The organism is Arcicella sp. GW821-FHT09D11, assembly GCF_059416265.1.
Genome location: NZ_JBWKOV010000001.1, coordinates 123,626 through 147,489 on the forward strand (window position 1 = coordinate 123,626; position 23,864 = coordinate 147,489).

The following is a 23,864-nucleotide window of genomic DNA, read 5'->3' on the forward strand; positions in this document are numbered from 1 at the left end:
GAACACAAAACTAAATTTTCATATTCATGGCTTTACCAACCAAAATAGTCAACTATTGTGTTCTGTGTGCCACAGACCACGGTTGAAGAATATTTTTGGGTTTCAATCTTTATTTTTAGCGAAGGACTTAAGTCCTACTGATTACCCACATCTTTTAAAAAGTTGAAATGGAAATGTTATTATTGATTAAATTAGCTTAAATGTACATAAATAGTCTTTAAAACCAAGCTTTGAAACCCTCATCTCTAGCGAGGGACTTAAGTCCCTCGCTAAAAATAAATTATCATGAACCTACCTTCCCCTCTTTAAACTTTTTAGCCCCTGAAAAATCTAAGACCAGTACAAGGATTATTATCAACTTCAGATTCCTTACAGAATCCTTCCTTAACTTTGTTTCATCAAAATCAATAATACATCAGCATTTATATAAAATCGTATGAATAAATTACTAATTGTAGTGTTACTTGTCATGAGTAACTTTTTTGTCTTTGCTCAAACTAAACCAAGTAACAGTCTATCTGGTAAATTGATTGATGGTACTACTAAAGAGCCTCTCCCTTTTGCTTCTGTTATTGTATTAAGATCGCTTGAAACTGGAAAAGATTCTTTGCTCAAAGGCGTTAATACTAACGAAGCTGGAATGTTTCAACTCACTAATTTGCCTGCTGAAAAACTTAAAGTCAGGGTATCTTTTATAGGCTATCAAAATTATGAACAAGTTGTAACCTTAACCAATCAGGAGACTGTCTTGGATGACATCGCATTGTTGCCAGAACCTAAAATGTTGAAGGAAGTAACGGTAACGGCCACCAAAAGTACTACCTCAATGGGGATGGACAAGAGGGTTTTTAATGTAGAACGAAACCTCACTACAGTAGGTGGTACGGCTGAGAATCTACTGCGTAATTTGCCTTCGTTAACTATTAATGCAGATGGCTCTGCTAATTTAAGGAATATGGGGGCTACGATTTATATCAACGGTAAACCCACACAATTGAGTTTAGCACAAATTCCAGCAGGACAGATTGAATCGGTTGAAGTAATTTCAAATCCTTCCGCTAAGTATGAAGCAGCGGCTTCGGGGGGAATTGTCAACTTGATTTTGAAGAAAAATCGTGAGGCTGGTTATAATGGTACTGCAAGCATAGGTATTGGCAATAATTCACGGTATGATGGCATGGTAAACCTGAACGTAAACCAAGGAAAATGGAATTTTTCAACCATCTATAACTTTAATGCGACCAAAAACCCGCTGAATGGTTATGCTTATCGTACTAATTTTACTAATACGGGGGCTGTTGCGAGCTATTATAATCAAAATACGGATGTTTCCTTGAACAACCTTTTTCATAATATACGTTTGGCAACAGATTATAACCTAGATAAAGCTAATACGCTTTCGTTGGCGGGTAGTTATGTGACGGGTGAATATAATTCAGAAACCAACCAACAGTACCAGAATTTAGATGCTAGTAAGACATTAGTAAGTTATGGTGGCAGAACTACGAAACCGCACAACACTTTTAATAACGTGGGTCTTGAATTCGACTGGAAGCATAATTTTGCTCAGAAAGGCAGAACTTTGAGTTTTGTGAGTTCTTTTACCCGTAATAATTTATCGAATGCGGCTAATTGGTTTACTACGGCTTTGAATGCCGATGGGAACAGCCAAGCAGGGTTTCCTGAAACGGATATTATTGCAGGAAATACCGTGGGAAGCCAGATACTTGCTCAATTGGATTATGTAAAGCCTATCAACGATTCTACTAAGTTTGAGATGGGTGTAAGAAGCTATACCTATATACGTGACCAACAATATCTTTTTTCAAAACTAGATGAAGCAAGTAATACCTTGATTCTTCAGAAGGATTTTTCACAGGATGCTAACATTACTGAAACCATCAATGCTGTTTATGTGATGTATGCTACCAAATGGAAAAGGAATATTAGTTTTGAAGCTGGCTTACGCTTTGAACAGTCGAGCCTGACGGGCATTTCAAATCTTGATGCTAAATCTAGTTTCGGGTACAAATTTCCCTCAAGCGACGGCTCAAACTTAATAAAAGCGTTGTTCCCTTCGCTATCTATCAGTAAAAAGCTCAATGCCGACTCGGAGGTTGGTATTAATTTTAGCAGAAAAGTTGGTCGTCCTAATTTCAGACAATTGTTTGTCGGAATTCAGGCTAATGATAAACAGAATATTACGATTGGTAACCCACAAATTCAACCTGAGTTTGTCAATACTGCTGAGTTGAACTATAATACTTCATTAGGCAAAGTGAACTGGCTGTCGAGCTTCTATTACGTGTATGAAGACAACACTATTAAGCAAATTGTACAAGCGTCGCCAACAGACCCATCTGTTTATGTAACTACTTTCATCAATGCACAGGCTGATATTCAAACGGGTTTTGACAATACGTTGACTTTTGCGATAGGTAAACGCTTTAATTTCTTAGCCAATTTGAATGTATTCAACATGGTATTGAAATCGGCAGATTATGAAAAAACGTTGTGGCGTTTTAATAGCAAGTTGAATATTACTTATAAGGTAAGCAATAGCATTTCGGCTCAATTGAATTCAAATTATGACAGCAAATCGGCACAACTACAAGGCTATCGTCAAGGGATAAAAGCAATGGATTTTGCCCTTAGAAAAAGCTTTATGAATAACAAGGCTAGCGTATTGTTTACGATTAATGATATTTTTAATTCAAGAAAACCTATTACGATTTACGACCAGCCAACGTCATACCAAGAGTCGATGAACCGAAGGGAAGTAAGGTTTTATAAAATCACCTTGCAATTGCCAATAGGTAACAGCACTGCTGCCAAGAAGAAGGAGCAAAAAATTACGCGTCCTGATGTTGATTTTAATAATTAGATTGATTACTGATGGCATGACTTGAAGTCATGCCATCAATGAAACCCTTCTTATTTTTTAAAATTACCCATCAACGTATATTATGAGCGTTATAAAATATAAGCAACTATTTCCATTCCTTGAATGACTAATACTACATAGTCTTGTAGTGAAATGCCTATCTTTTGCTTTGGTAAAAAATACCACAGCACTGCAGAAGCAAAGCAGAAGCAAATACCATAGCACTGTAGAAGCAAAGCAGGAGCAACTACCACAGCACTGCAGAAGCAAAGCTAGTATAATAAAACTATTAAAACTTAAGAAAACTATATAAACCATTAAAAACAATAACAACAACAATGATAAAAAAAGTATTGTTGTTAAGATGAATAACAATGCTTTATTTTTTTGCCTTTGATTGCTATGACAAAATCAAGGGCAAAAATCATGTAGAAAGGTTTTGTTTTTAAAAGAAAAATCGCTATATTTATATAAAGTTTTACAGCCTGTTATCTTCCGTGTTTTTGTTAAAATCAAAAAATCTTGCGCAGTTTTTTTTATGGATGGGAATATTTATTGTTTCCTGATTAAGCTATTTTTTATCTCCAAAACCCTACTATACCTACCCCGTGAGACCACAGGAGAGTTTTAGAGCGTTGTAACCCTTAATTTGTATTATCATTTAAAAAAGATAAGATAGTCTTATTTTAATACAACGATTTCTTTTTTTATAGGACTTTATACATAATTCAACGCTATCACATTCAAGATGAATAAATTTAAGGGATTATTATTGGGTATTATTTCCACATTTTCTTCTTTGTACACTTTTGCTCAATCGCCAACTAGCTTCAAATTTGACTTTGGTGCTGGAAAAGTTGCTAAAGGATATACACAGGTCTTGCCTGAATCCGTTTACACCAAAGAAAAGGGATTTGGCTTTTTGCCAAATGCACCCATCGTTTCAGAAACCAGAAAAGGTAAAGATGCGTTGACCTCAGATTTCTGTACCAGTAAACAGTCTTTCTATTTTACGGTAGATATTCCAGAAGGGAATTATAATGTAAAGTTATACCTAGGAGATACAAAAGGCACTTCAACCACCACCGTGAAAGTGGAAAACCGCAGGTTGATGTTAGAGAAAGTAATTACACCAACAGGCAAAGTTGAAACCAAAGAATTTACGGTAAATGTAAGAACTCCTCGTATCAATGATACTGAAAGTGTAAAACTTAAACCGAGGGAATTTGAATACTTGCATTGGGATAATCAGTTGACATTTGAATTCGCTGATGTGAATCCTAAAATTTGTGGCTTAGAAATCACCAAAGCAGATGATTCAGTTATAACTGCTTTTTTAGCGGGCAATTCAACCGTGGTAGACCAAATCCAAGAACCTTATGCGGCTTGGGGACAAATGATTCCTAGGTTCTTTAAAGCCAAGGAGGTAGTTTTTGCCAATTATGCTGAATCAGGAGAGACTATCAAAAGTTTTGCAGGTGCCAAACGTTTGGATAAAGTAATGAGCCTAATGAAAGCTGGCGATTATTTCTTTATAGAATTTGCCCATAACGACCAAAAGGCGGGCTCTGGCGTTGAAGCAAATACGACGTACAAGGAATTTCTAAGATCATACATTCAGAAAACAAAAGAAAAAGGTGGCATTCCCGTGTTGGTAACTTCTATGCTTAGAAGAAATTTTGATGATAATGGTAAAATCATCAACACACTAGGCGACTTTCCCGATGCGATGCGTCAGGTAGCGAAAGACGAAAATGTAGCTTTGATAGATTTGAATGCCATGAGCAAAGTGCTTTTTGAAACGATGGGGCCCGACAAATCAATGAAAGCCTTTGTGCATTACGAAGCCAATACTTTTCCTGAGCAAACAAAGGCTATCCACGACAACACGCACTTTAGCAATTATGGTGCTTATGAAATAGCCAAATGTATCATTGAGGGCATTAAGCAAGCAAAATTAGGCATTGCTACTTCATTAATCAGTGATTTACCAAGTTTCGACCCTGCTCATCCAGACGACGAAGCTAGCTTTAATTTTCCCCACAGTCCACTAGTACATGTTGTTAAACCTGATGGTAATTAAGACGCTCTAATTCAACTAACAATGAAATTAACTATTTTAAAAAGTATCATTATCCTTTGTGCAGTATCGTTCCAAACGTCGGCACAACGTTTAATGGAAAACCTTAACAGGGGTATCATCGCCATCAACCAAGGCGGTGGGAAAGTATTTGTAAGCTGGCGTTTATTGGGTACGGAAGCACCTGATACAAAATTCAACCTTTACAAAACAACAGGCAATGCCAAAGCTGTTAAGCTCAATAAAGAGCCTTTGACAAAAGGCACCAACTTCGTAGATGAAAAGGTAGATTCTGCTAAAGTAAATACCTATTTCGTGAAAACCATTACGGGTAAAACAGAAGGAAATGCGAGTGAGTCTTTTGTACTAGCAGCTAATTCCCCTGCACAAAACTATCTTTCTATTCCTTTACAAACACCTGATAGATATACACCGAACGATGCGTCGGTAGGTGATTTAGATGGCGATGGTGTGTATGAAATCATCCTTCATCAAGCGGGTATCGCTAAAGATAATTCTCAGAAAGGGGTTACTGATGAGCCTATTTTTGAAGCATATAAGCTAGATGGCACATTACTGTGGAGAATTAATTTAGGTAAAAACATTCGTGATGGGGCACATTACACGCAGTTTATGGTGTATGACCTTGACGGTGACGGAAAGGCTGAATTTGCTTGTAAAACGGCTGATGCGACAATCGATGGCAAAGGCAAAGTAATAGGCGATGCTAAGGCTGATTATAGAAATGCAGATGGAAAGATTTTAGATGGCCCAGAGTTCTTTACCATTTTTGATGGATTAACGGGTGCGGCTTTAGCGACTACCGATTATATCCCTGCCAGAGGTGACCTTGGCGGATGGGGTGGCAAAGGTGGAAACGGTGGCAATGACAAATCGGGTAACCGTAGCGACCGTTTCTTGGCTTGCGTGGCTTATTTAGATGGTAAATTACCGAGTGTGATTATGTGTAGAGGATATTACGGAAGAACCGTTTTAGCTGCTTGGGACTGGCGTGGTGGTAAGCTAACCTCTCGTTGGGTGTTTGATTCTAAAGATGGCAGTAACCCTTTTTCAGGACAGGGTTATCATAACTTAACGGTAGCGGATGTGGATGCTGACGGCAAAGATGAGATTGTCTATGGCTCAATGGTCGTTGATGATAACGGGCAGGGGTTGTTTACGACTGGCTTGCGTCATGGTGATGCACTGCACGTTACAGATTTAGACCCTTCTCGCCCTGGCTTAGAAGTATTTGGTGTACATGAAATTGAAGAAAAAACCGAAGGTCCAGGTGCTGCTTTGTATGATGCTAAAACGGGTGAAATCATCTGGCGTAAAAATGAAGGACAAGATGCAGGCAGAGGCGTAGCCGAAGACATTGACCCTAGTAACGAAGGTGCTGAAATGTGGTGGTCGGGCTCAGGCGGACTGTTTAATGCAAAAGGTGATGAAATTGGTGATAATCCGAGTTCAACCAACTTTGTAATTTGGTGGGATGGTGATTTATCGCGCGAATTATTGGACGGCAACCACATCGACAAATACAAAGTGGGCAGGTTGTTTACTGCTGAAAACTGTTCTTCAAACAATGGTACAAAATCAACTCCAGCATTGAGTGCCGATTTATTTGGCGACTGGCGTGAGGAGGTGATTTTTAAAACGAATGATAAAAAGGAATTGCGTATTTTTTCAACAACTATTCCTACCGAACACCGTTTACCGACGTTGATGCACGACCCGCAATACCGACTAAGCATCGCTTGGCAAAATGTAGGCTATAACCAACCGCCACATACAAGCTACTTTTTAGGAACAGGCATGAAAACTCCACCGAAGGCGAATATAAAAGTGAAGTAAGGGTAGAGAGTTGTGAGTTAGTGAATTGTGAGTTAGTGATTGAGTGAGTTGTGATTGTTTTAGTGGAGAATGAATTATAGATGTGCTATAACATTCATAATTCACTAACTCACAATTCACTCAATCACTAATTCACTAACTCACAATTCACTAACTCACAATTCACTAACTCACTAACTCACTAACTAACAACTAACTCAAACAAAAGATATGAAAAAAAACATCACAACGCTCTGTCTTCTTGCACTGATAAGTATCTGTCAGCTACAGGCACAGAAACTTCCTAAAAAACAGGAAATGTTAAAGGCTTTAACAGTAGCCAACGATTACTTTATGACAAAATGGGCTGATGTTTCTGCCCCGATTGTGCGTCCTGATAAAACTCGTCCAAGTAATATTTGGACACGGGGGGTATATTATGAAGGGTTGATGGCCTTGTATAGTGTCGACAAACAAAAACGTTATTACGACTATGCCGTGGCATGGGGAGAAGCCCATAAATGGGGTTTGCGTAATGGTATCAAAACCCGTAATGGTGATGACCAATGTTGTGGACAAACCTATTTGGATTTGTATTTGATTGACCAAAAACCTGAAAGAATCCGTGATATCAAAGCGTCTATCGATAGCATGGTGAACAGTACTAAAAAAGACGATTGGTCGTGGGTAGATGCTTTGCAAATGGCAATGCCTGTGTTTGCTCGTTTAGGACAGATTTACAAAGATGACCGTTATTACGAAAAGATGTATGAGATGTACATGCATACCAAGACGATTCATGGAGACAAAGGATTATACAACCCTGCCGAGGGACTTTGGTGGAGAGATAAAGATTTTGACCCTCCTTATAAAACGCCTGCTGGAAAAAACTGTTACTGGTCACGTGGAGATGGCTGGGTCGTGGCTGCGTTAGTAAGAGTTTTAGAAATTATGCCTAAAAACGCCCCCCATCGTGAAGAATACCAAAAGACTTATTTAGAAATGATGAAAGCCTTGCCTCCACTTCAACGTGCTGATGGCTTCTGGAATGTAAGCTTAACTGATGAAACTGACTTTGGTGGTAAAGAATTAACAGGTACGGCTTTGTTTACTTATGGGATGGCGTGGGGTATCAACCATGGGCTATTGAGCAAAAAACAATATTTGCCTATCATTGCCAAAGCAAGCAATGCGATGTTGAAAGACTGTGTGCAACCTAATGGATTTTTGGGTTATGTACAAGGCACAGGAAAAGAACCGAAAGACGGACAGCCTTTGAGCGTTGACAAACAACCAGATTTTGAAGATTTCGGACTAGGCTGTTTTTTATTGGCAGGTTCAGAGGTTTTGAAAATGAAATAGGCTGTTAAGCGTTAATCCTTCCTATTAGTGGGTGACTTAAGTACTACCGATTACTCACAAGTTAATCAATATTTGACAATCAAGACATAACAACCTCACCCCCAGCCCCTCTCCTTCAGAGAGGGGAGATTTAAATCCCAAGGTCTGCTCCCCTTCTCTGAAGGAGAAGGGGCTGGGGGATGAGGTTAAAATTTTCATAAAAACAACAACATGAAACGCATTTTAATTCTATCAAGTATTATTTTTCTTTCTTTTACCTTCTTTAAAAAAGAAAAACCTACGCTGTATATCATAGGAGATTCTACCGTGAGAAATGGCTCAGGTAAAGGTTCTGACGGACAATGGGGTTGGGGAAGTGTAATTCAAGATTATTTTGACACGACTAAAATCCATATCGAAAACCATGCAATTGGTGGCAGAAGTAGCCGTACATTCTTGACAGAAGGACGTTGGGATAAAATCATGGCTAATCTTAAAAAAGGAGATTATGTGATGATACAGTTTGGTCATAACGACGGCGGAGCATTGAATGATAGTACACGTGCCAGAGGAAGCATCAAAGGAATCGGCGAAGAGACCGAAGAGATTGATAATATGATGACTAAAAAACATGAAACCGTACACACTTACGGCTGGTACATGCGTAAATACATCAATGAAACCAAAGAAAAAGGTGCGCAAGCCATCGTTTTCTCGCCTGTGCCACGCAATGTGTGGAAAGGTGGAAAAATTCCTAGAGATACTTATGGAAAATGGGCAGCTGAAACAGCTAAAACTACGGGGGCTTTCTTTGTAGATTTAAACGAACTGGTTGCCGTAAAATACGAGCAGTCGGATGAGGCTACTTTAAAGAAAAACTACTTCCCTATCGACCATACACATACTAATTACGAAGGAGCAAAAGTGAATGCTCAGACAGTAGTAGAAGGCTTGAAAGGAGTGAAAAAATGTAAATTGAATAAATATCTAAAGTAATCATACTGATTGCCAATCTCAAAAAATACTGATGGTATAACTTAGAGTCATACCATCAATGCTCTTATCACTAGAGAGGAACTTAAGTCCCTCTCTAGTGATTAACTATTTAATTAGCAACAACTTAATAATCTATAAAACTTAAGTCTCTCTCTAGGGATAAGGGTTCTCTACTCTCCACAGAACCATACAAACCAACTTGTACATTTCGACTTATACACTTAACTTGGAAGACTATGAAAAGTTAACGCGTAAATAATTCCTCCAATGTCCAAACATACCTTGTTGCTGTTATGCTGTGTAATAATTTGTTCTTTAAAGTCAGTCAGTGCTCAAAAACAGGCTTCCCTTTATAAAGGCACTCCCTATCAAGATGCTTTGTATAAAAAGGGCGCACAGAAAATCCCAGGAAAACTGCAATGTGAATACTATGATTTGGGAGGTGAAGGTATTGCTTATCATGATGCTGATAGCATTAACTCAGGAAGCGGTCGCCTCAATAAAGTGGATGGCAGTTATTTACATTCTTTCCGTATCAACGAATCCGTTGATATTTCATACACCAAATTTCAAGACCCAGCCATCGACAATTCAAGCTATAATTTGGCACCCACCAAACCAAATCAATTATATGTGGGCTGGACGATGCCAGGGGAATGGATAAAATACACGATTGATGTTCAACAAGCAGGTACTTATCAATTAGGCATCATGTTTACTGCCAATAAAGATGGAGTAATTTCCTTTTCGGTAAATGATGTCCCTAAAACTGGTCGGATTACCATCCCTTCAACCTTTGCAGCCGCAGATACCATCGCTTGGCGTCAGTGGCATCACTGGAATTATCTTGATAATATAGCAACAATTAAACTTCAAAAAGGCATTCAAACTTTTACGATTCATACTGTTGATGTAGGTAATATGAATTATGATTATATTAATTTTAGGAAGATAGATTAAGTGTTTTTAAGTTTTGTAATCGCTTACAACATAAGTACAAAAAAGAATTTCTCTTATTGTATCATTTTGATACATTTTTGTATTATTTTTGAAATGAAAGGTTAATTTTCAATCAAAAACAATCAATAGTATCATATTTGTATTCCTCCTCGATTATGAAAAATCCCAGATTATTCACCAAAATCATGGCTCAGTGTCTGTTGATGACTTGGCTGCTATTAGGTAATGCTTTGTATTCCTCCGCACAAAGTCCCAACAATAAATTACTTTTCGGGGTAGCTTATTACGACGAATACATGCCTTACGAACGTTTGGATAAAGATGTTGCCATGATGAAAGAGGCAGGTATTAACGTGGTTAGGATTGCAGAATCAACATGGAGTACCGTTGAACCACAAGATAATGTCTATGATTTTTCGCATATCGACCGTGTTCTGAATGCCATGCACAAAGGAGGAATCCATGTGATTATCGGGACGCCTACTTATGCCGTACCGACTTGGTTGGTCAAAAAATATCCTTCGGTATTGGCTACTACTGCTCAGGGACAAAACCGATATGGCGTTCGTCAGAACATGGATATTACAAATGAACATTTTAGGTTTCATGCCGAAAGGGTGATTCGTAAAATAATGGAACACGTAAAAGACCACCCTGCCATCATTGGTTATCAGGTAGATAACGAAACTAAACACTACAACACCGCAGGCGATAATGTTCAAAAAGCATTTGTAGCCTATATGAAAGCAAAATACAAAACCTTAGAGGCTATCAACAAAGCTTTTGGGTTAGACTATTGGAGTAATAGAATTAACAATTGGGATGATTTTCCATCGACAGTGGGTTCTATCAACGCCAGTTTAAGTGCCGAGTTTTCTAAATTTCAAAGACAATTAGTGACTGACTACTTGGCGTGGCAAGTGGCCTTAGTAAAAGAATATAGCAAGCCGAACCAGTTTGTCACCCAAAACTTTGATTTCGACTGGCGAGGGATTTCTTATGGTATTCAAACCGATGTAAACCATTTTGATGCTGCCAAAGCAATGGATTATGCGGGTGTTGATATTTATCACCCAACACAGGATTTTTTGACAGGTATCGAAATTTCTTTTGGTGGTGATTTAGGTCGTTCGATGAAGAATGGTAAAAACTATTTGGTGATTGAAACAGAGGCACAGGGTTTTCCGCAGTGGGTTCCCTACCCTAACCAATTGCGTTTACAAGCCTTTAGTCATATCGCCTCTGGGGCAAATATGCTAGAATACTGGCATTGGCATTCCATCCATAACTCGGCAGAAACCTATTGGAAAGGCTTATTAAGCCATGATTTTGAACCAAATCCTACTTATAACGAAGCAAAAACGATTGGTAAAGACTTTGAAAAGTTAAGTTCTAAGTTAATCAATCTTAAAAAGCAAAATGATGTAGCCATCCTATTTAGCAATGAAGCCCAAACGGCCTTCAATGCTTTTAGTTTTGGTTGGGGCGCTAGAGAGCGTTATAATGATATTCTTCGTCCGCTTTACGACGCCCTTTATCGGATGAACGTCGGCACCGACTTTATCGACCCAAGTACTCCTAATTTTGAAAAGTATAAACTGATTGTAGTACCTGCTCTTTATGCGGCATCTGACGAACTATTGAACCGACTAAATACTTTTACCAAGAACGGTGGTCATGTAATATATACTTTTAAAAGTGGGTTCTCGGACGAAAACGTAAAAGTAAGAGCTACTATTCAACCAGGTATTGTCAGCGAGGCGTGCGGTATTTCATACAGCCAGTTTACTATTCCCAATAATGTTTCGTTGAAAGGTGACCCTTATCAGGTAGGAACAGCCAACAACAAAGTAAACACGTGGATGGAGCTTATCACGCCAACGACTGCCAAAGTATTGGCTTATTATGAACACCCAGCTTGGGGCAAATACGCAGCCATTACTCAAAACGAATATGGCAAAGGCGTAGCAACCTATATCGGCTGTATGACGACTGAGAAAATCACAGAAGGTGTATTGAAAGAAGCACTAAAGAAAGCTAATCTTTGGGGAACGAATCAAAACTTATACTTCCCTCTCATCACCAAAGAAGGCACGAATATGGCAGGCAAAAAAATCCATTATTATTTTAACTATTCTGCCGAAAGTAAAAGCTTAAAATATCCTTTTAAATCAGGAAAGGAACTGATTTCAAACACTGGTATTCAGCTAAATCAAAATATTGATTTAGAACCTTGGGGATTTAAGATTGTTGAGGAGGAATAGGGTTATTTGCTTCCCTTCTCCGTGGTCTGTGGCACACAGACCACAGTGGAGTAAGTGTTCTGTGTGCCACAGACCACGGAGAAGGGAAGCAGATAATGACGACAATATTTTTACAACAACTATAATGACAGATATAGACCAAAAACTTGAAACACTCTACGATTTGTTAATTGATAATTCTGAGCTACTTGAAGCTGAGTTAAAAGACTTAATTGCTAATCCAAACAAAATTAAAGATACTAACAAATTTGCATCATTATTAAGTGAACTACACAATTCAGCTTTTATCAATCCGCTATTGTCAACAATTAGTCTATCTGATAAAGATGATATTTGGTTAAGCGATTTTTTATATGCTGTAGTAAATTTATTGGAAGAGAGTTCAGAAAATGATGCCTTTGATGTGCCAGAAAACCTTGTTGACAATTTAAGCATTTGGATTCTTGAAAACAAAGGTGAACTATCTTGGAAAGCAGTCATCTTATTAAAATTCTACCAGTCTGAGGTGGCAGAGGAGATATTTTTGAAAAAATTAGAAGAACGGGATGATTTCTTTTTAACTTATATAGAATGTGTTTCAGGTCTTTTAAAGTATGATAAAGACAAATATTTCCCATTATTGGTACAAATTGCCAATGATGAAACAAGAGATATTCATCTAAGAGAATTTTGTACTGAAAATATACTAAAATACAGTTAATCTGTTTTTGCATCTGTATAAAAAACATCAACCTAATATCTTAATTTTGTATACTCTATGACATTAATTGCAATATTCTTCCCTTTTCTTTCATTCCTTCTGCGTGGAAGAATACTCACTGGGATTATCTGTTTGCTTTTACAGATAACATTAATTGGTTGGATACCTGCGGCAATATGGGCTGTTATATCATTACAAAATGCTAGAGCAGAACGACGTAATGACAAATTGATTAAAGCTATTAAACATAGATAAATGGCTAATGATTTTTATATTTATTCCCTATTCCCGTGGTCTGTGGCACACAGAACACCATGAGGAAAGTGTTCTGTGTGCCACAGACCACGGTGAGAGATTTTTGATATTCTTACTATCTTCACAAACAACAGTCGATAATCAAACCTTATCATCCATAATAATCAGCCACAAAAGCTAGCGGGTCATCAGGTGTTAGGATGATTTTTTCGTCTTCGGTTGTTCTTACCAAAACGGTATTGTCTTTTCTGGTGGCATACCATGTCATACTTCCCATTTTGGTATTGGCAAATTTCCCGAAATATCCATAGTATCCTCCTACGCCAAAGGTCCTGAGTGAATAAGCTAAGTTTTCAGGATTTAATACCTCCACACTTACAATTTTATACCGCTCTATCTCTAAATCTTTGATGGGTCTGTGGATAATAAGGCTACTATCGTTGATGGTATAACTCATAGGTCGATAAGCATAAGCTAGTCCGAAGACTAATAGCAAGAATATTCCTGTTATCAATTTAAACTCTAACCCAACTTCTTTCATTACTGTAAAGAAACTGATGATTGAAACGGCGAATAAGATATTAATCGCAACCGTCGTTACTTTTACGAATTTATCTAAGGAAGCTGTATGTGTCATAATCTGTTAGCTAAAAGGGTTCATAGAAATCAATGGCAAAGTAATCACTAAACCGATAACTTAAATTCAACGACAAACGTTGTTCCTTCATTTACTTGACTAACAACTGATATAGTAGCATTGTTCAGCTCAACAAATCTCTTAACCAACATTAAGCCAATACCAATGCCTTTTTCTTTTTTAGTGCCATAGGTAGAGATACTTTTCCCCGACTCATGAAATATTTGTTTTAGCTTTTCTTCCGACATCCCCAATCCGTTGTCTTTTACTAAAACTTTAATGCTATCAGCAGTCTGCTCATAGCTTATCATAATTTTACCAGTGGGTTTGGTAAACTTAATAGCATTGGCAATGAGGTTCTGAAAAATGATGCGAACCTGATCAGCATCTGCTTGTATGATGGTTAATGCTTGTTTTTCATGAATAATTTCTATCTTTTTTTCATTGGCCACAGCCACAAAAACACCTAATATTTCATCAATTACCCCTGTTAATGACAAATCTATCATTTCAGTTTTCAGACCATCTCGCTGACTATTTGCCCATGTCAACAGGTGTTCAAGCATGGCTGATGTTACCGTCATTTGCTCAAATACTTTGTCGAGCATCATCTGTTTTTCATCCTCCTCTAACTCTTCCGATTTAAATAGTTCTAATGTACCCAACATCGCTGCGAAGGGACTTCTCAGGTCGTGCCCTATGATAGAAAACAGCCTATCTTTCGTTTGGTTAGAATTATTTAGTTCATCATTTTTCTGTTCAATCAATTGATTTTGGGTATTGATGTAATCAGATTTCTTCTGTAAATCGTCGTATAATTTCTTCGTTCTAGAGGCAGTCCTAAAAGCCATTACCGCAATCACCATCAAGAATAAAGCGACGAGGATAATAAACACAATAAGCATCCTATCGGCAAGCTGTTTTTCTTGTGCTATTTGATTCTCTTTGGTCAATACTTCATTTTCAGCCTGTTTTTGTTTCAGATAGAGGGCGTTTATTTCTTTATCCTTCGATTCATTAAATAGGCTATCGCTATATTGTTTATCCATCAAAAGGTACTGATAAGCCTTGCCTGAATCTCCGACGGCACTATAAGATTGATGCAATATCTTTAAGGCTTGCTCTATATCCCACTTAGTATTTGTCTTTTGAGCTAACACAAGTCCTTTCCGACTACAGAATACAGCTGCCTTATATTTGCCCAGTTTGTAATAACATTTCGCCAGACCTGTATAGGCAAAACTATTCTCCCAATCGTTCTGATAACTAGTATTTTTAATGACAGATGAATAGTAGAAAATGGCTTTATTTAATTGTTCTTTCTGTAGATAATAATCTCCAAGCCTGTTGTCGGCCATCGCCAGCAAATGCTCTTCATTGATTTGTTTGCTTACTGATTTAGACAGCAAAAGGTAATAAATAGTGCTATCAGATTTATTCTCCAGATAACACAAACCTATATTGAAGTAGTTGGCCGAAAGTCTATTTAATTTATTGAGGCTTTTATTGATGGCTGCTGCTTTTAAAAATTCTTTTAACGCTAAATTAATTTTGTTCTGAGCCAAATAAATAAGTCCGACGATATTTGAAGCATTAGCCACCCCCAATTTATCATTATTTTGATTACTAATCGTTAAAGCTATCAGGCTATTGTTTAATGAAAGGTCATAATTTCCTTTCATATAATGCATCTTGCCAAGCATGGCATAAGCCCTTGCACGACCTTTATTATAATTTATTTGCTCTGCTAATGCTAATGCTTTGTTAGAGTAAATAAAGGCACTATCAGATACCGTTTCCATATATTCAGAGGAAATGGCATTTAATAAATTAATCGTTGCAGTATCAGGTTTTGTCTGATTCACTACCGTAAGTTTATTCCATTTAGAGAGTAATTGCTCTAGCTTTTTTTGTTGAGAAAAAACGATGAAAGGAAATAAAAGAAGAAAGATTATTAACCTAAAAACTTTAAAAAACATAATCTTAAAAGGATAATATGGTAAAAATACTGCTTGGGCATTCATTCAGTAAGTTATCACAACTTAGCTTACTATAAATATAGTATAAAGAAATTTGATTCTTGAATACATATCAGATAATTTTAAATGGAAAGTTTTGTTTACCCCTTTGCTTATTTATGAAATATAAACAAGCGAGCAATATATTTAAAGCTTATCCTTTTGTTAGCACAAATCATATCTTATGATAATTACTAAAAATTAATATCGCTTATTTCTATAGATTAATTAACTAAAAATGATACCTTAAATTAGAAATATCGGAAACAAAAGAATCAGACTTTAATTCAGACTCCTCTTTAATACTAAAACACTTAAAATTATGAAACCTTCAAATGAAATTCAATCTCTTCGTTCTGCTTTTTTTGATAATGCTGAGCTACATTTTTTACTATTTGATAGTGACTTACACGTATTGGATGTTAATGAATCTTTGCTTAAACATTACCATTTAGACAGAGAAGTATTAATTGGGAAACATATATTCGAGATTTCTCCGAATGCTAAAGAGAGAGGCTTGCATGAAAAATATATGGAAGTAATACGTACTGGTAAGCCTATCATTATAGAAGAAAGCGTTACTCATCCCATCCATGGCAATCAAAGCAATCGATTAAAAGCCTTTAAGGTGGGTAATGGCGTTGGGGTAACTGCCTCCAATATTACTGAATATAAAAATGCCATCGAATCATTAGAAGTGTTTACCTATAGGCTCTCCCACGATATTAAAAGCCCTATCTCAAGTATTTTAGCACTAACAGCGCTTACTCTTGATGAAGAAGAACCGATTGATTATACTACCTTAAAGACTTATTGTGGATTAATCCATGAAAGTGCAAGTAGATTATTAGAAACCGTAAAACAAGTAAATCAATCTTTGAAAATTCAAAAACAGGCTCCCTACTTTGAATTGATAGATTTTTATACTGTAGTAGATGAAGTAAAAAAATCCTTGGCTAGTATGGAAGGTTACAATCATATTGACTTTGTAGAAAACATAGCATATCCTTTTGATTTTTATTGTGACAAAACCATCATAGTCTCATTATTTCAAAATATTATTGATAATGCCATTAAGTATAGAAATATTAATAAAGAAGATTCTTTTCTAAAAATAGAAATTTCAGGGGATAATAGTTTAATAAAGATTGTTTTCTATGACAACGGTATTGGTATTAAAAAAGAACTCCAGAAAAACATCTTCAAGTTATTTTACCGTGCTACGAAACAATCTGAAGGTACAGGGCTTGGACTTTATACCTTAAGATATCTAATAGAAAAGCTAGGAGGTTTGATAGCGTTTGAAAGTACAGAAGGAATTGGCACTATTTTCAGAATTACTTTACCTAATAAAACTAATAGTATTGCATTATAACAAACATATGAAATTTAATAATCTTAGACCCATACTGTGGACGAATCAATTAATTGAAACAATTGATTTTTATACCAAAATATTAGGTTTTGCTGTAGCTGAACAAAATGAAACATGGGGATGGGCTTCTCTGTACAAAGATGGAGTAGAAATTATGCTGGCTAAACCCAACGAGCATATCCCTTTTGATAAGCCTGTTTTTACGGGTAGTTTTTACATCAATACGGACAAAGTGGATGAACTTTGGGATGAATTAAAAGATAAAGTTGAGATATGCTATGACATTGAAGAGTTTGAGTGGCAAATGCGGGAGTTTGCTATTTATGATAATAATGGGTATTTAATTCAGTTTGGGCAAGATATAAGTGAGAAGAGGTAGATTGATTATTAAAAGATTTTTCTTATTACATTTAGCCGGCGACTTAAGTCGCCGGCTAAATGTAAAGAGTACAATCCTATATTTTTCTAAATACCAAATCTAACTTAATAGGTATCTCATCAGCGATTAAATCGTCTTTAATTGTTGAAATAAAATTGGGTGTTTTATAAGTAATTCCCCATCTGGAACGATAGATACTCAAATCCCCTTTGGCAACAACATTATCTTTACTAACATTAATAAACGCAGTAAAGACAATTTGGTTGGAGATGCTCTTCATAATAAAATTCCCCGTTACCGAATATTTATTAGGTTGAGCCGTTGGTTGGACTTTAGTGATGATAAAATTCGCTTGTGGATACTTGCTGACTGCAAAAAAATCCTCTGCTTTTAAATGTTCCTCTAAATTCCGTTGTCCTTTTAAATCTTTTTGGTCGGTATTTTTGATGCTGTTCATATCAATGACAAAAGTACCTCCTTGTATCTTTCCATCATTTGAAACAATAATATTTCCAGACGAAAATTTTAAAGTACCTTCATGTCCACCATAACCAAATGCAGGCGTACCTTTCCAAAAAATCTGACTTTCGGTAACTGACAAATTGAATTTTTGTTGAGCATAACCTGATAAATAACCAAACAACAAGAATAAGGTGATAAGTTTTTTCATAGTAAACAGGATTTAGATAAGGATTAGCTATGGGTCAATTGCTTATTCAACCGAAATTTCATTATGGGGTAAGGCATACTGATCAGAACTGGTTAATAAAACTATCGTATCGCCTTTTTTGCATTTTGTCAACACGTTTTGAATATCAATATTGGGAAACACTTCTTTAAAAGAAAGCTTTATCGTTCCTGTTTTTTGGTCTTTGATAGCGATACTAAAAGGTATATTATTAATAGCCTTTGCCTTATCCTGTGATAGTTCAACAGTACTGACTGCCAAAGAACCTTTGGCATTTAATGAAACCTTACATTTTGATAAATTATCATATTTCTCAACAATCATTTTGCTGTTTAAAAAGGCAGCGGTACAGTCAGTAAATGTACTTTGTGCTAGCAAAGAATGAGAAAAAATAAGTAACGAAAAGATGAGTAATTTTTTCATGATGATTACATAAGTTTTAGAATATATTTATCGATTATTATTAGGGTGCGGCTTAAGTCCTACTGATTACCCACATCTTTTAAAAAGTAAATAAAGATGGATTATTGATAAAATTGATTGAAATGGGCTTAAATCGTCCTTCAAACCGAGCGTTAGTCGCCTCTTGTCATAGCCATTTCTTATCCCTAGCGAGGGACTTAAGTCCCTCGCTAGGGATAAGAGTCTTGATTATCAGTCATTTATATACTTGTGGTAATCATTAGGGCTTAAGTCGCACCCTAATAGTAAGATTTGAATAATCGTTTTTACACTTCAAACCTTTTTCCTTATTCACTTACTTTATTAGCATCAACTTGTTTGTCAGTACTAGCTAAAGCTAATAAAACTGATGCGTCCTTCTTTTTGCAGGTAACAGGAACATTGTTAATATTAATTTTCGGGAAGACTTCATTAAAAGAAAGCATCTTTTGTACTAAATTTTGGTCTTTGATAGCAACACGGTAAGGGAAAGTAGAAGTAATTGCTTTCGTTTCTTTTTTTGATGATTCAATAATAACCGTTTTTACAACTGCTTTGGCTTTTGATGATGGCTTACAACATTTCTTTGCATTAAACTTTTTAACCATTGTTTTACTATTAAACAATACGTCCGAATAATTTTTAGCAGGTGTTTCTGCTACTAAAGCATAAGAAAATAGCATAAGCGAAAGGGTGAGCATTTTTTTCATGTCGATATTTGTTTATGTTTGAATTAACTGACACAAACCTATCTAATGGAAGGTGGTAGGTAGTAAATCAAATGTAAAAAAGTGTAAAAGCCATGTAAATACAATTGAAACAAGCTTTTTATCCTTTAAATTGCCCCTGATTATGAAAACAAAATTTTATATACTATCTGCCGTGCTAGTGATTGGGTCGTTATTTTTTATGGCTACTACTACCACTAAAAATGACGACTATGCAGAAAAACACCTGATAGTGGTGCTACGCGACATTGGGCATCAGTTACTACTACATGCTAAAGACTCAACGTCTCGGGTGTTGCCCATCAAGAAAATCAAAGACAATACCTTCCAGATTACTTTTCAGAGCAATTTTACCTTTGTGTCTGATACGCTTGTGAGCTTAGTAGATAAGAAACTAAAAACGACTAATTTACCCACAGAATACATCGTAAATGTGATAGATTGCGGTAATAAGGAATTGATTTTTGCCTACGAAGTAAGTATTAAAACGGACAATATTTTGCCTTGCTTGGGTAGAAAACAACCCGTAGGATGCTATATGATTCAAATTGAGTTTTTGAAAGTAAAATCACTCAGTCTTTACAATTATTTACTGCTTCTGATTCCGTTGGGTATAGTCGGGTATTTTATGCGGGGCAACTATTTTAACCGTAAAAAAAGTATTGCCCCTACTCCACTGCCTGTTTTAGATTATACTAGTATCGGTAAATATGCTTTTTATCCTGATAAAAGCATCCTGAAGTGGGATGATGAAACCATAGAACTGTCTGAACGAGAGGCAAAACTATTAGCAATATTTGCCATGAATCAGAACCAATTGATTGAAAGGGAACGACTTTTGAAGGAGGTTTGGGAAAATGAGGGCATATTTGTGATAAGTAGAAACCTAGATGTATTAGTATCGAAACTTCGTAAAAAATTGCAGAAAGATGATCTAGTAAAAATTACTAATCAGCATGGTAAAGGGTATAAATTGGAGGTGGGAACATAAAGATTCAATCCATAATCAGTAGCAAAAAATCCTTATCACTAGCGAGGGACTTAAGTCCCTCGCTAGTGATAAGGATTGAAAAAATACTCATGGCATGACTTGAAGTCATGCCATGAGTGACAGCATTTTTGTTTAATTAGCCGTAGGCTTCTTAACCTTCAGTTCATCTGGTGCATCCTTCGTATAAGTTTTGAAAGTTGACTTATAGTTTTTATCAAACAACGCTTTTATTTCTTTGATATCCACCGAAGAAGATGGATTGAATTGCTCGGAATTCATATATGTTTTCAAGCTGTATAATAATTGACTAGCGACAAAACGTTTGTCGGGGTCTGAGCTTAAATCGGCACTTGAGATAATCAATTTACCTTTTCCTACTTTAGCTTCTAAGATTAATCCCAATTTACGGTTCAAAAACCACGTATCTATCGGCTGAACAATAGGGCGAAAGCCTGCTGGAAAACTATCCAATAACATCACCTGCGAACGATTGACGATTTCCCACCATTGCAAATTACTATGAAACTCGGTAGGGAAGTTTTGGAATGCAGGATGGGTTGGGTCGACTAAAAATCCTAAAGTATGTGGCGGACGCATCTTAAACCAAGACGTATTCCAGAACACAGGTTGGAAATAGTTGACTACTTCTTTGCCTTTTTCTACTTTCCCTGTGGCTTCTAAAAATACTTTCCCACCATTTTGTAAAACCTCCTCAGCCTTGGCATCCAATTCTTTACAGAAATAAATTTGGTCGGTATTGATGGTAGGTAGCTTTTCTGGATATACCCAAAACTCCCAATTATTTTTAAAGTTGGTATCATTGATTTGCACTTCAAATACTAATTTCTGAGCCTTCTCAATGCTACTCAATGGAAAAGTCACATTACCGATATGGAAATTGTTTCCAATCGGAATATTCGTTTTATCAAATTTCCCTTTGGCAATTACTTGCTTATTTCCATCCAGAATTTGCCATGAAATTGTTGCATTTGCTAGGGCTTCTTTCCCAAAATGATACATTTCAATATTGGCTTCAAAGCTTTCTGAGTTCTTATATACAAACTTTGGAATACGTGCCAAAGGAACGGTGGTATTACAAAACTGTGCAAATTCAGGTTGTGTAATATACCCTTTCTCTTCCCAGAATGAATCTAAGATACCAACCAGTGCTGTTCCCTGACCAGAGTAGTCGTTTAGTCCCAACATCTGAATCCCTGCTGAAATAGGCGTCCTTAAAGCCATTTCTATTTCAGTTTTATAACTCAATGCTTGTAGTTTTCCCGAAGCCATGAAAAATTTCTCGCCAAGGTCTCCCATGTCTTTATCTTTTAGGTCTTCTTCAAAAAGCTCGTAGTTTTTAGCTTTATAAACCCCAGTATATTTTTTAATTTCCTTAAAATTCGGGAATACACACCACTGCCCTAATTCATGAGTCAGATAAGGTACTTTAAAATCTTTTACTTTATCCGCAAAGTCTTCATTACTACTTGGTAGCTTGTTCCAAGGTAAGCCTCTTGGCCCTGATTTAATCATGTATTCATTGGAAGGGACTAAAGGCCAGCTCATGGCTACTGATGCTCCAGTGTACTTACGACGAGGGTCTTTAGTCTTCCAATAGTTTATGAATTTGGTTAGGTAATCTACTTGTTTGCCTCCTCTTGGCTCATTTCCATAAGCCAACATACAATAAGAAGCATAATTTCCATAGGCTTTTGCCATGCGGTTGGTTTCGTCCATGATAAATTGGTCGATAGGATGCCCATCGCCTAAAGACGAACCATGATTGGCCCAACTTGGGCCTTCAGGTTGTAAATAAATACCCACGATGTCGGCTGCTATAAAAGCCGCTTCTGGTGGACAGAATGAATGAAAACGAAAATGGTTTAATCCATAAGCCTTGGCTGTTCTAAACACTTTTTCCCAAGATTTTACATCCATTGGGGCATAGCCCGTTAATGGAAACTGACAGTTTTCTACGGTTCCTCTGAGGAATATAGGGCGACCGTTAATTTCAAAACGGGTGCCTTTTATGGCAAAATCACGCATCCCAAACTGTACTTTTCGGGCAGACTGTACCTGTTTTTGTACAATGACTTCAGCAGATAGATGATACAAGGCTGGGGTGAATTCATCCCAAGTTTGAAAATCATCACCCATCGGATAATCGATAGTAATGGTTTTTTCTTGGTCATCTATCTGGAAATCGGTTACGAGTAAATTGGGTGTGTGTGATTTAATGCTGTTAAAACTTTGGGCTTTTATTTTTATTTGCCCATTAATAGGCTTTTTGTATGCATTTTTCAAAACGATTTTTAACTGAGCGGAATGTTTTTTCAAATCAGGGTAAATCTGAATATCGTCAAACCAAATTTTACCTTCGGCTTCTAATTCTATTTTGCCTACTATCCCATTCCAGTTACCTTGGGTATGGTCGGTCAAGCTGTGTGAATCTTTCCCTACATTAATAGCTTTGATACGGTTATCTACCCTGATAGAGATAGTATGTTTTCCAGTAGAAAGCTTATCGGTCAAATCAAAGGTTTGGGCAACACACATCGAGTTTTCTAAGCCTATTTCTTCATTATCAATCCACACGCGGGTCTCAGTATGTGGTCTTTCTAAGGTCAGCACAATGCGTTTGTTCGACCAATTTTTAGGCACATTTACTTCTTTTTGATACCATGCTGCCCCAACATAATATTTAGCAGGTGTCAACCAAAAAGGAAACTTTAGGTTATCGGGTGTACGGTATTTAGCTAAATGTGGATTAAAATACCATGAGCTATCGTATATACTACCCGTCCACTGTGTATTAATCGTTACGCGGTTTCCCTTTCCATTTTCAAGCATCGAGCCTGGCAATTTAATGGTCTCGGGAAGTTTAGTATTAAACCATTTATCTTTTACGCCAATATCTGTTGAATCAGTTTTAAAACGCCAATCACCAGCCAATGAGATTTTCTGGGCAGAGACCATATTGCTCACCAGCAAGCATACAATAAAGCAATAATGTTTAAACATAAGTTTGAAAGATAATTTTAATGATTTGTCGATTTAGGTTCTCTTTTTATATGATACAAAGCCTCGATAATAACTCCCTTTAGGTATAAGAAACCCTGCCGAACATACTCTCAGCAGGGCTTAGTCTTTACACCAAAAAATCTATTTTATAATGCTTTTGTTATTTTCAATCAAAAACAAGGTAGTCGAACTATCAAGGATATTGCTAAATGTTTCCGTTATGGTGGAAACATATACTGTCAATTTTGTAAATATTCTTATAAAGAAAAA

18 protein-coding genes are annotated in these 23,864 nt (G+C 36.6%); 12 read left to right on the forward strand and 6 right to left on the reverse strand.

The genetic code is table 11. The annotated features are described in order from the left end of the window. Positions 1–436 precede the first annotated feature (436 nt). The 9 genes from AC07N0_RS00445 (at position 437) to AC07N0_RS00485 (ending at position 13,316) form a co-directional block, all read left to right on the forward strand. Positions 437–2,884, forward strand: a complete 2,448-nt coding sequence (locus AC07N0_RS00445) for a TonB-dependent receptor (RefSeq protein WP_494587698.1) — start codon at positions 437–439, stop codon at positions 2,882–2,884. A 748-nt stretch (positions 2,885–3,632) separates the two neighbouring features. Then, the gene (locus AC07N0_RS00450; RefSeq protein WP_494587699.1) at positions 3,633–4,967 is read left to right on the forward strand and encodes a rhamnogalacturonan acetylesterase; all 1,335 of its coding nucleotides are present in this window, start codon (positions 3,633–3,635) and stop codon (positions 4,965–4,967) included. Between the two features lie 21 nt (positions 4,968–4,988). Beyond that, positions 4,989–6,821, forward strand: coding sequence for a rhamnogalacturonan lyase (locus AC07N0_RS00455; RefSeq protein ID WP_494587700.1), 1,833 nt, complete (start codon positions 4,989–4,991; stop codon positions 6,819–6,821). A 210-nt stretch (positions 6,822–7,031) separates the two neighbouring features. Further along, positions 7,032–8,162: a glycoside hydrolase family 88/105 protein gene (locus AC07N0_RS00460; RefSeq protein WP_492800265.1), complete on the forward strand. Its 1,131-nt coding sequence runs from the start codon at positions 7,032–7,034 to the stop codon at positions 8,160–8,162. A 210-nt stretch (positions 8,163–8,372) separates the two neighbouring features. Further along, positions 8,373–9,137 carry a rhamnogalacturonan acetylesterase gene (locus AC07N0_RS00465; RefSeq protein ID WP_492800266.1) on the forward strand — a complete coding sequence of 255 codons (765 nt, stop codon included), beginning with the start codon at positions 8,373–8,375 and terminating at the stop codon, positions 9,135–9,137. A 267-nt stretch (positions 9,138–9,404) separates the two neighbouring features. After that, positions 9,405–10,097 carry a carbohydrate-binding protein gene (locus AC07N0_RS00470; RefSeq protein WP_494587701.1) on the forward strand — a complete coding sequence of 231 codons (693 nt, stop codon included), beginning with the start codon at positions 9,405–9,407 and terminating at the stop codon, positions 10,095–10,097. A gap of 155 nt (positions 10,098–10,252) precedes the next feature. Beyond that, entirely contained in the window at positions 10,253–12,361 is a 2,109-nt protein-coding gene (locus AC07N0_RS00475; RefSeq protein ID WP_494587702.1) for a beta-galactosidase, read from the forward strand. A 124-nt stretch (positions 12,362–12,485) separates the two neighbouring features. Further along, a complete protein-coding gene (locus tag AC07N0_RS00480; RefSeq protein WP_492800269.1) occupies positions 12,486–13,061 on the forward strand; it encodes a hypothetical protein in 576 nt (191 codons plus the stop codon). Positions 13,062–13,118: 57 nt separating this feature from the next. Next, entirely contained in the window at positions 13,119–13,316 is a 198-nt protein-coding gene (locus AC07N0_RS00485) for a YqaE/Pmp3 family membrane protein (protein ID WP_494587703.1), read from the forward strand. Between the two features lie 151 nt (positions 13,317–13,467). Here the strand turns inward: AC07N0_RS00485 and AC07N0_RS00490 are convergent, their stop codons facing one another. Beyond that, on the reverse strand, positions 13,468–13,953 hold the full coding sequence (locus AC07N0_RS00490) for a PH domain-containing protein (RefSeq protein ID WP_494587704.1): 486 nt from the start codon (positions 13,951–13,953) through the stop codon (positions 13,468–13,470). 47 nt (positions 13,954–14,000) lie between these two features. Next, entirely contained in the window at positions 14,001–15,818 is a 1,818-nt protein-coding gene (locus tag AC07N0_RS00495; protein ID WP_494587705.1) for a tetratricopeptide repeat-containing sensor histidine kinase, read from the reverse strand. A 475-nt stretch (positions 15,819–16,293) separates the two neighbouring features. Between AC07N0_RS00495 and AC07N0_RS00500 the strand changes: the two genes are divergently transcribed. Next, positions 16,294–17,346 (forward strand): PAS domain-containing sensor histidine kinase, encoded by a 1,053-nt coding sequence (locus AC07N0_RS00500; protein WP_494587706.1) that lies wholly within the window; start codon positions 16,294–16,296, stop codon positions 17,344–17,346. A 7-nt stretch (positions 17,347–17,353) separates the two neighbouring features. Then, positions 17,354–17,725 (forward strand): VOC family protein, encoded by a 372-nt coding sequence (locus AC07N0_RS00505; RefSeq protein WP_494587708.1) that lies wholly within the window; start codon positions 17,354–17,356, stop codon positions 17,723–17,725. Between the two features lie 76 nt (positions 17,726–17,801). Here the strand turns inward: AC07N0_RS00505 and AC07N0_RS00510 are convergent, their stop codons facing one another. From AC07N0_RS00510 to AC07N0_RS00520, 3 genes are all read right to left on the reverse strand, one after another. Beyond that, positions 17,802–18,395 (reverse strand): YceI family protein, encoded by a 594-nt coding sequence (locus AC07N0_RS00510; protein ID WP_494587709.1) that lies wholly within the window; start codon positions 18,393–18,395, stop codon positions 17,802–17,804. Positions 18,396–18,437: 42 nt separating this feature from the next. Then, a complete protein-coding gene (locus tag AC07N0_RS00515; protein ID WP_494587710.1) occupies positions 18,438–18,836 on the reverse strand; it encodes a hypothetical protein in 399 nt (132 codons plus the stop codon). Between the two features lie 326 nt (positions 18,837–19,162). Continuing rightward, positions 19,163–19,564, reverse strand: coding sequence for a hypothetical protein (locus AC07N0_RS00520; RefSeq protein WP_494587711.1), 402 nt, complete (start codon positions 19,562–19,564; stop codon positions 19,163–19,165). A gap of 142 nt (positions 19,565–19,706) precedes the next feature. On the opposite strand from AC07N0_RS00520, the gene AC07N0_RS00525 reads away from it, so the two are divergent. After that, complete coding sequence (locus AC07N0_RS00525; protein ID WP_494587712.1) at positions 19,707–20,573, forward strand: helix-turn-helix domain-containing protein; 867 nt, start codon at positions 19,707–19,709, stop codon at positions 20,571–20,573. Between the two features lie 132 nt (positions 20,574–20,705). On the opposite strand, the gene AC07N0_RS00530 is transcribed toward AC07N0_RS00525, so the two are convergent. Then, positions 20,706–23,594 carry an exo-beta-1,4-galactosidase gene (locus tag AC07N0_RS00530; protein WP_494587713.1) on the reverse strand — a complete coding sequence of 963 codons (2,889 nt, stop codon included), beginning with the start codon at positions 23,592–23,594 and terminating at the stop codon, positions 20,706–20,708. Positions 23,595–23,864 lie beyond the last annotated feature (270 nt).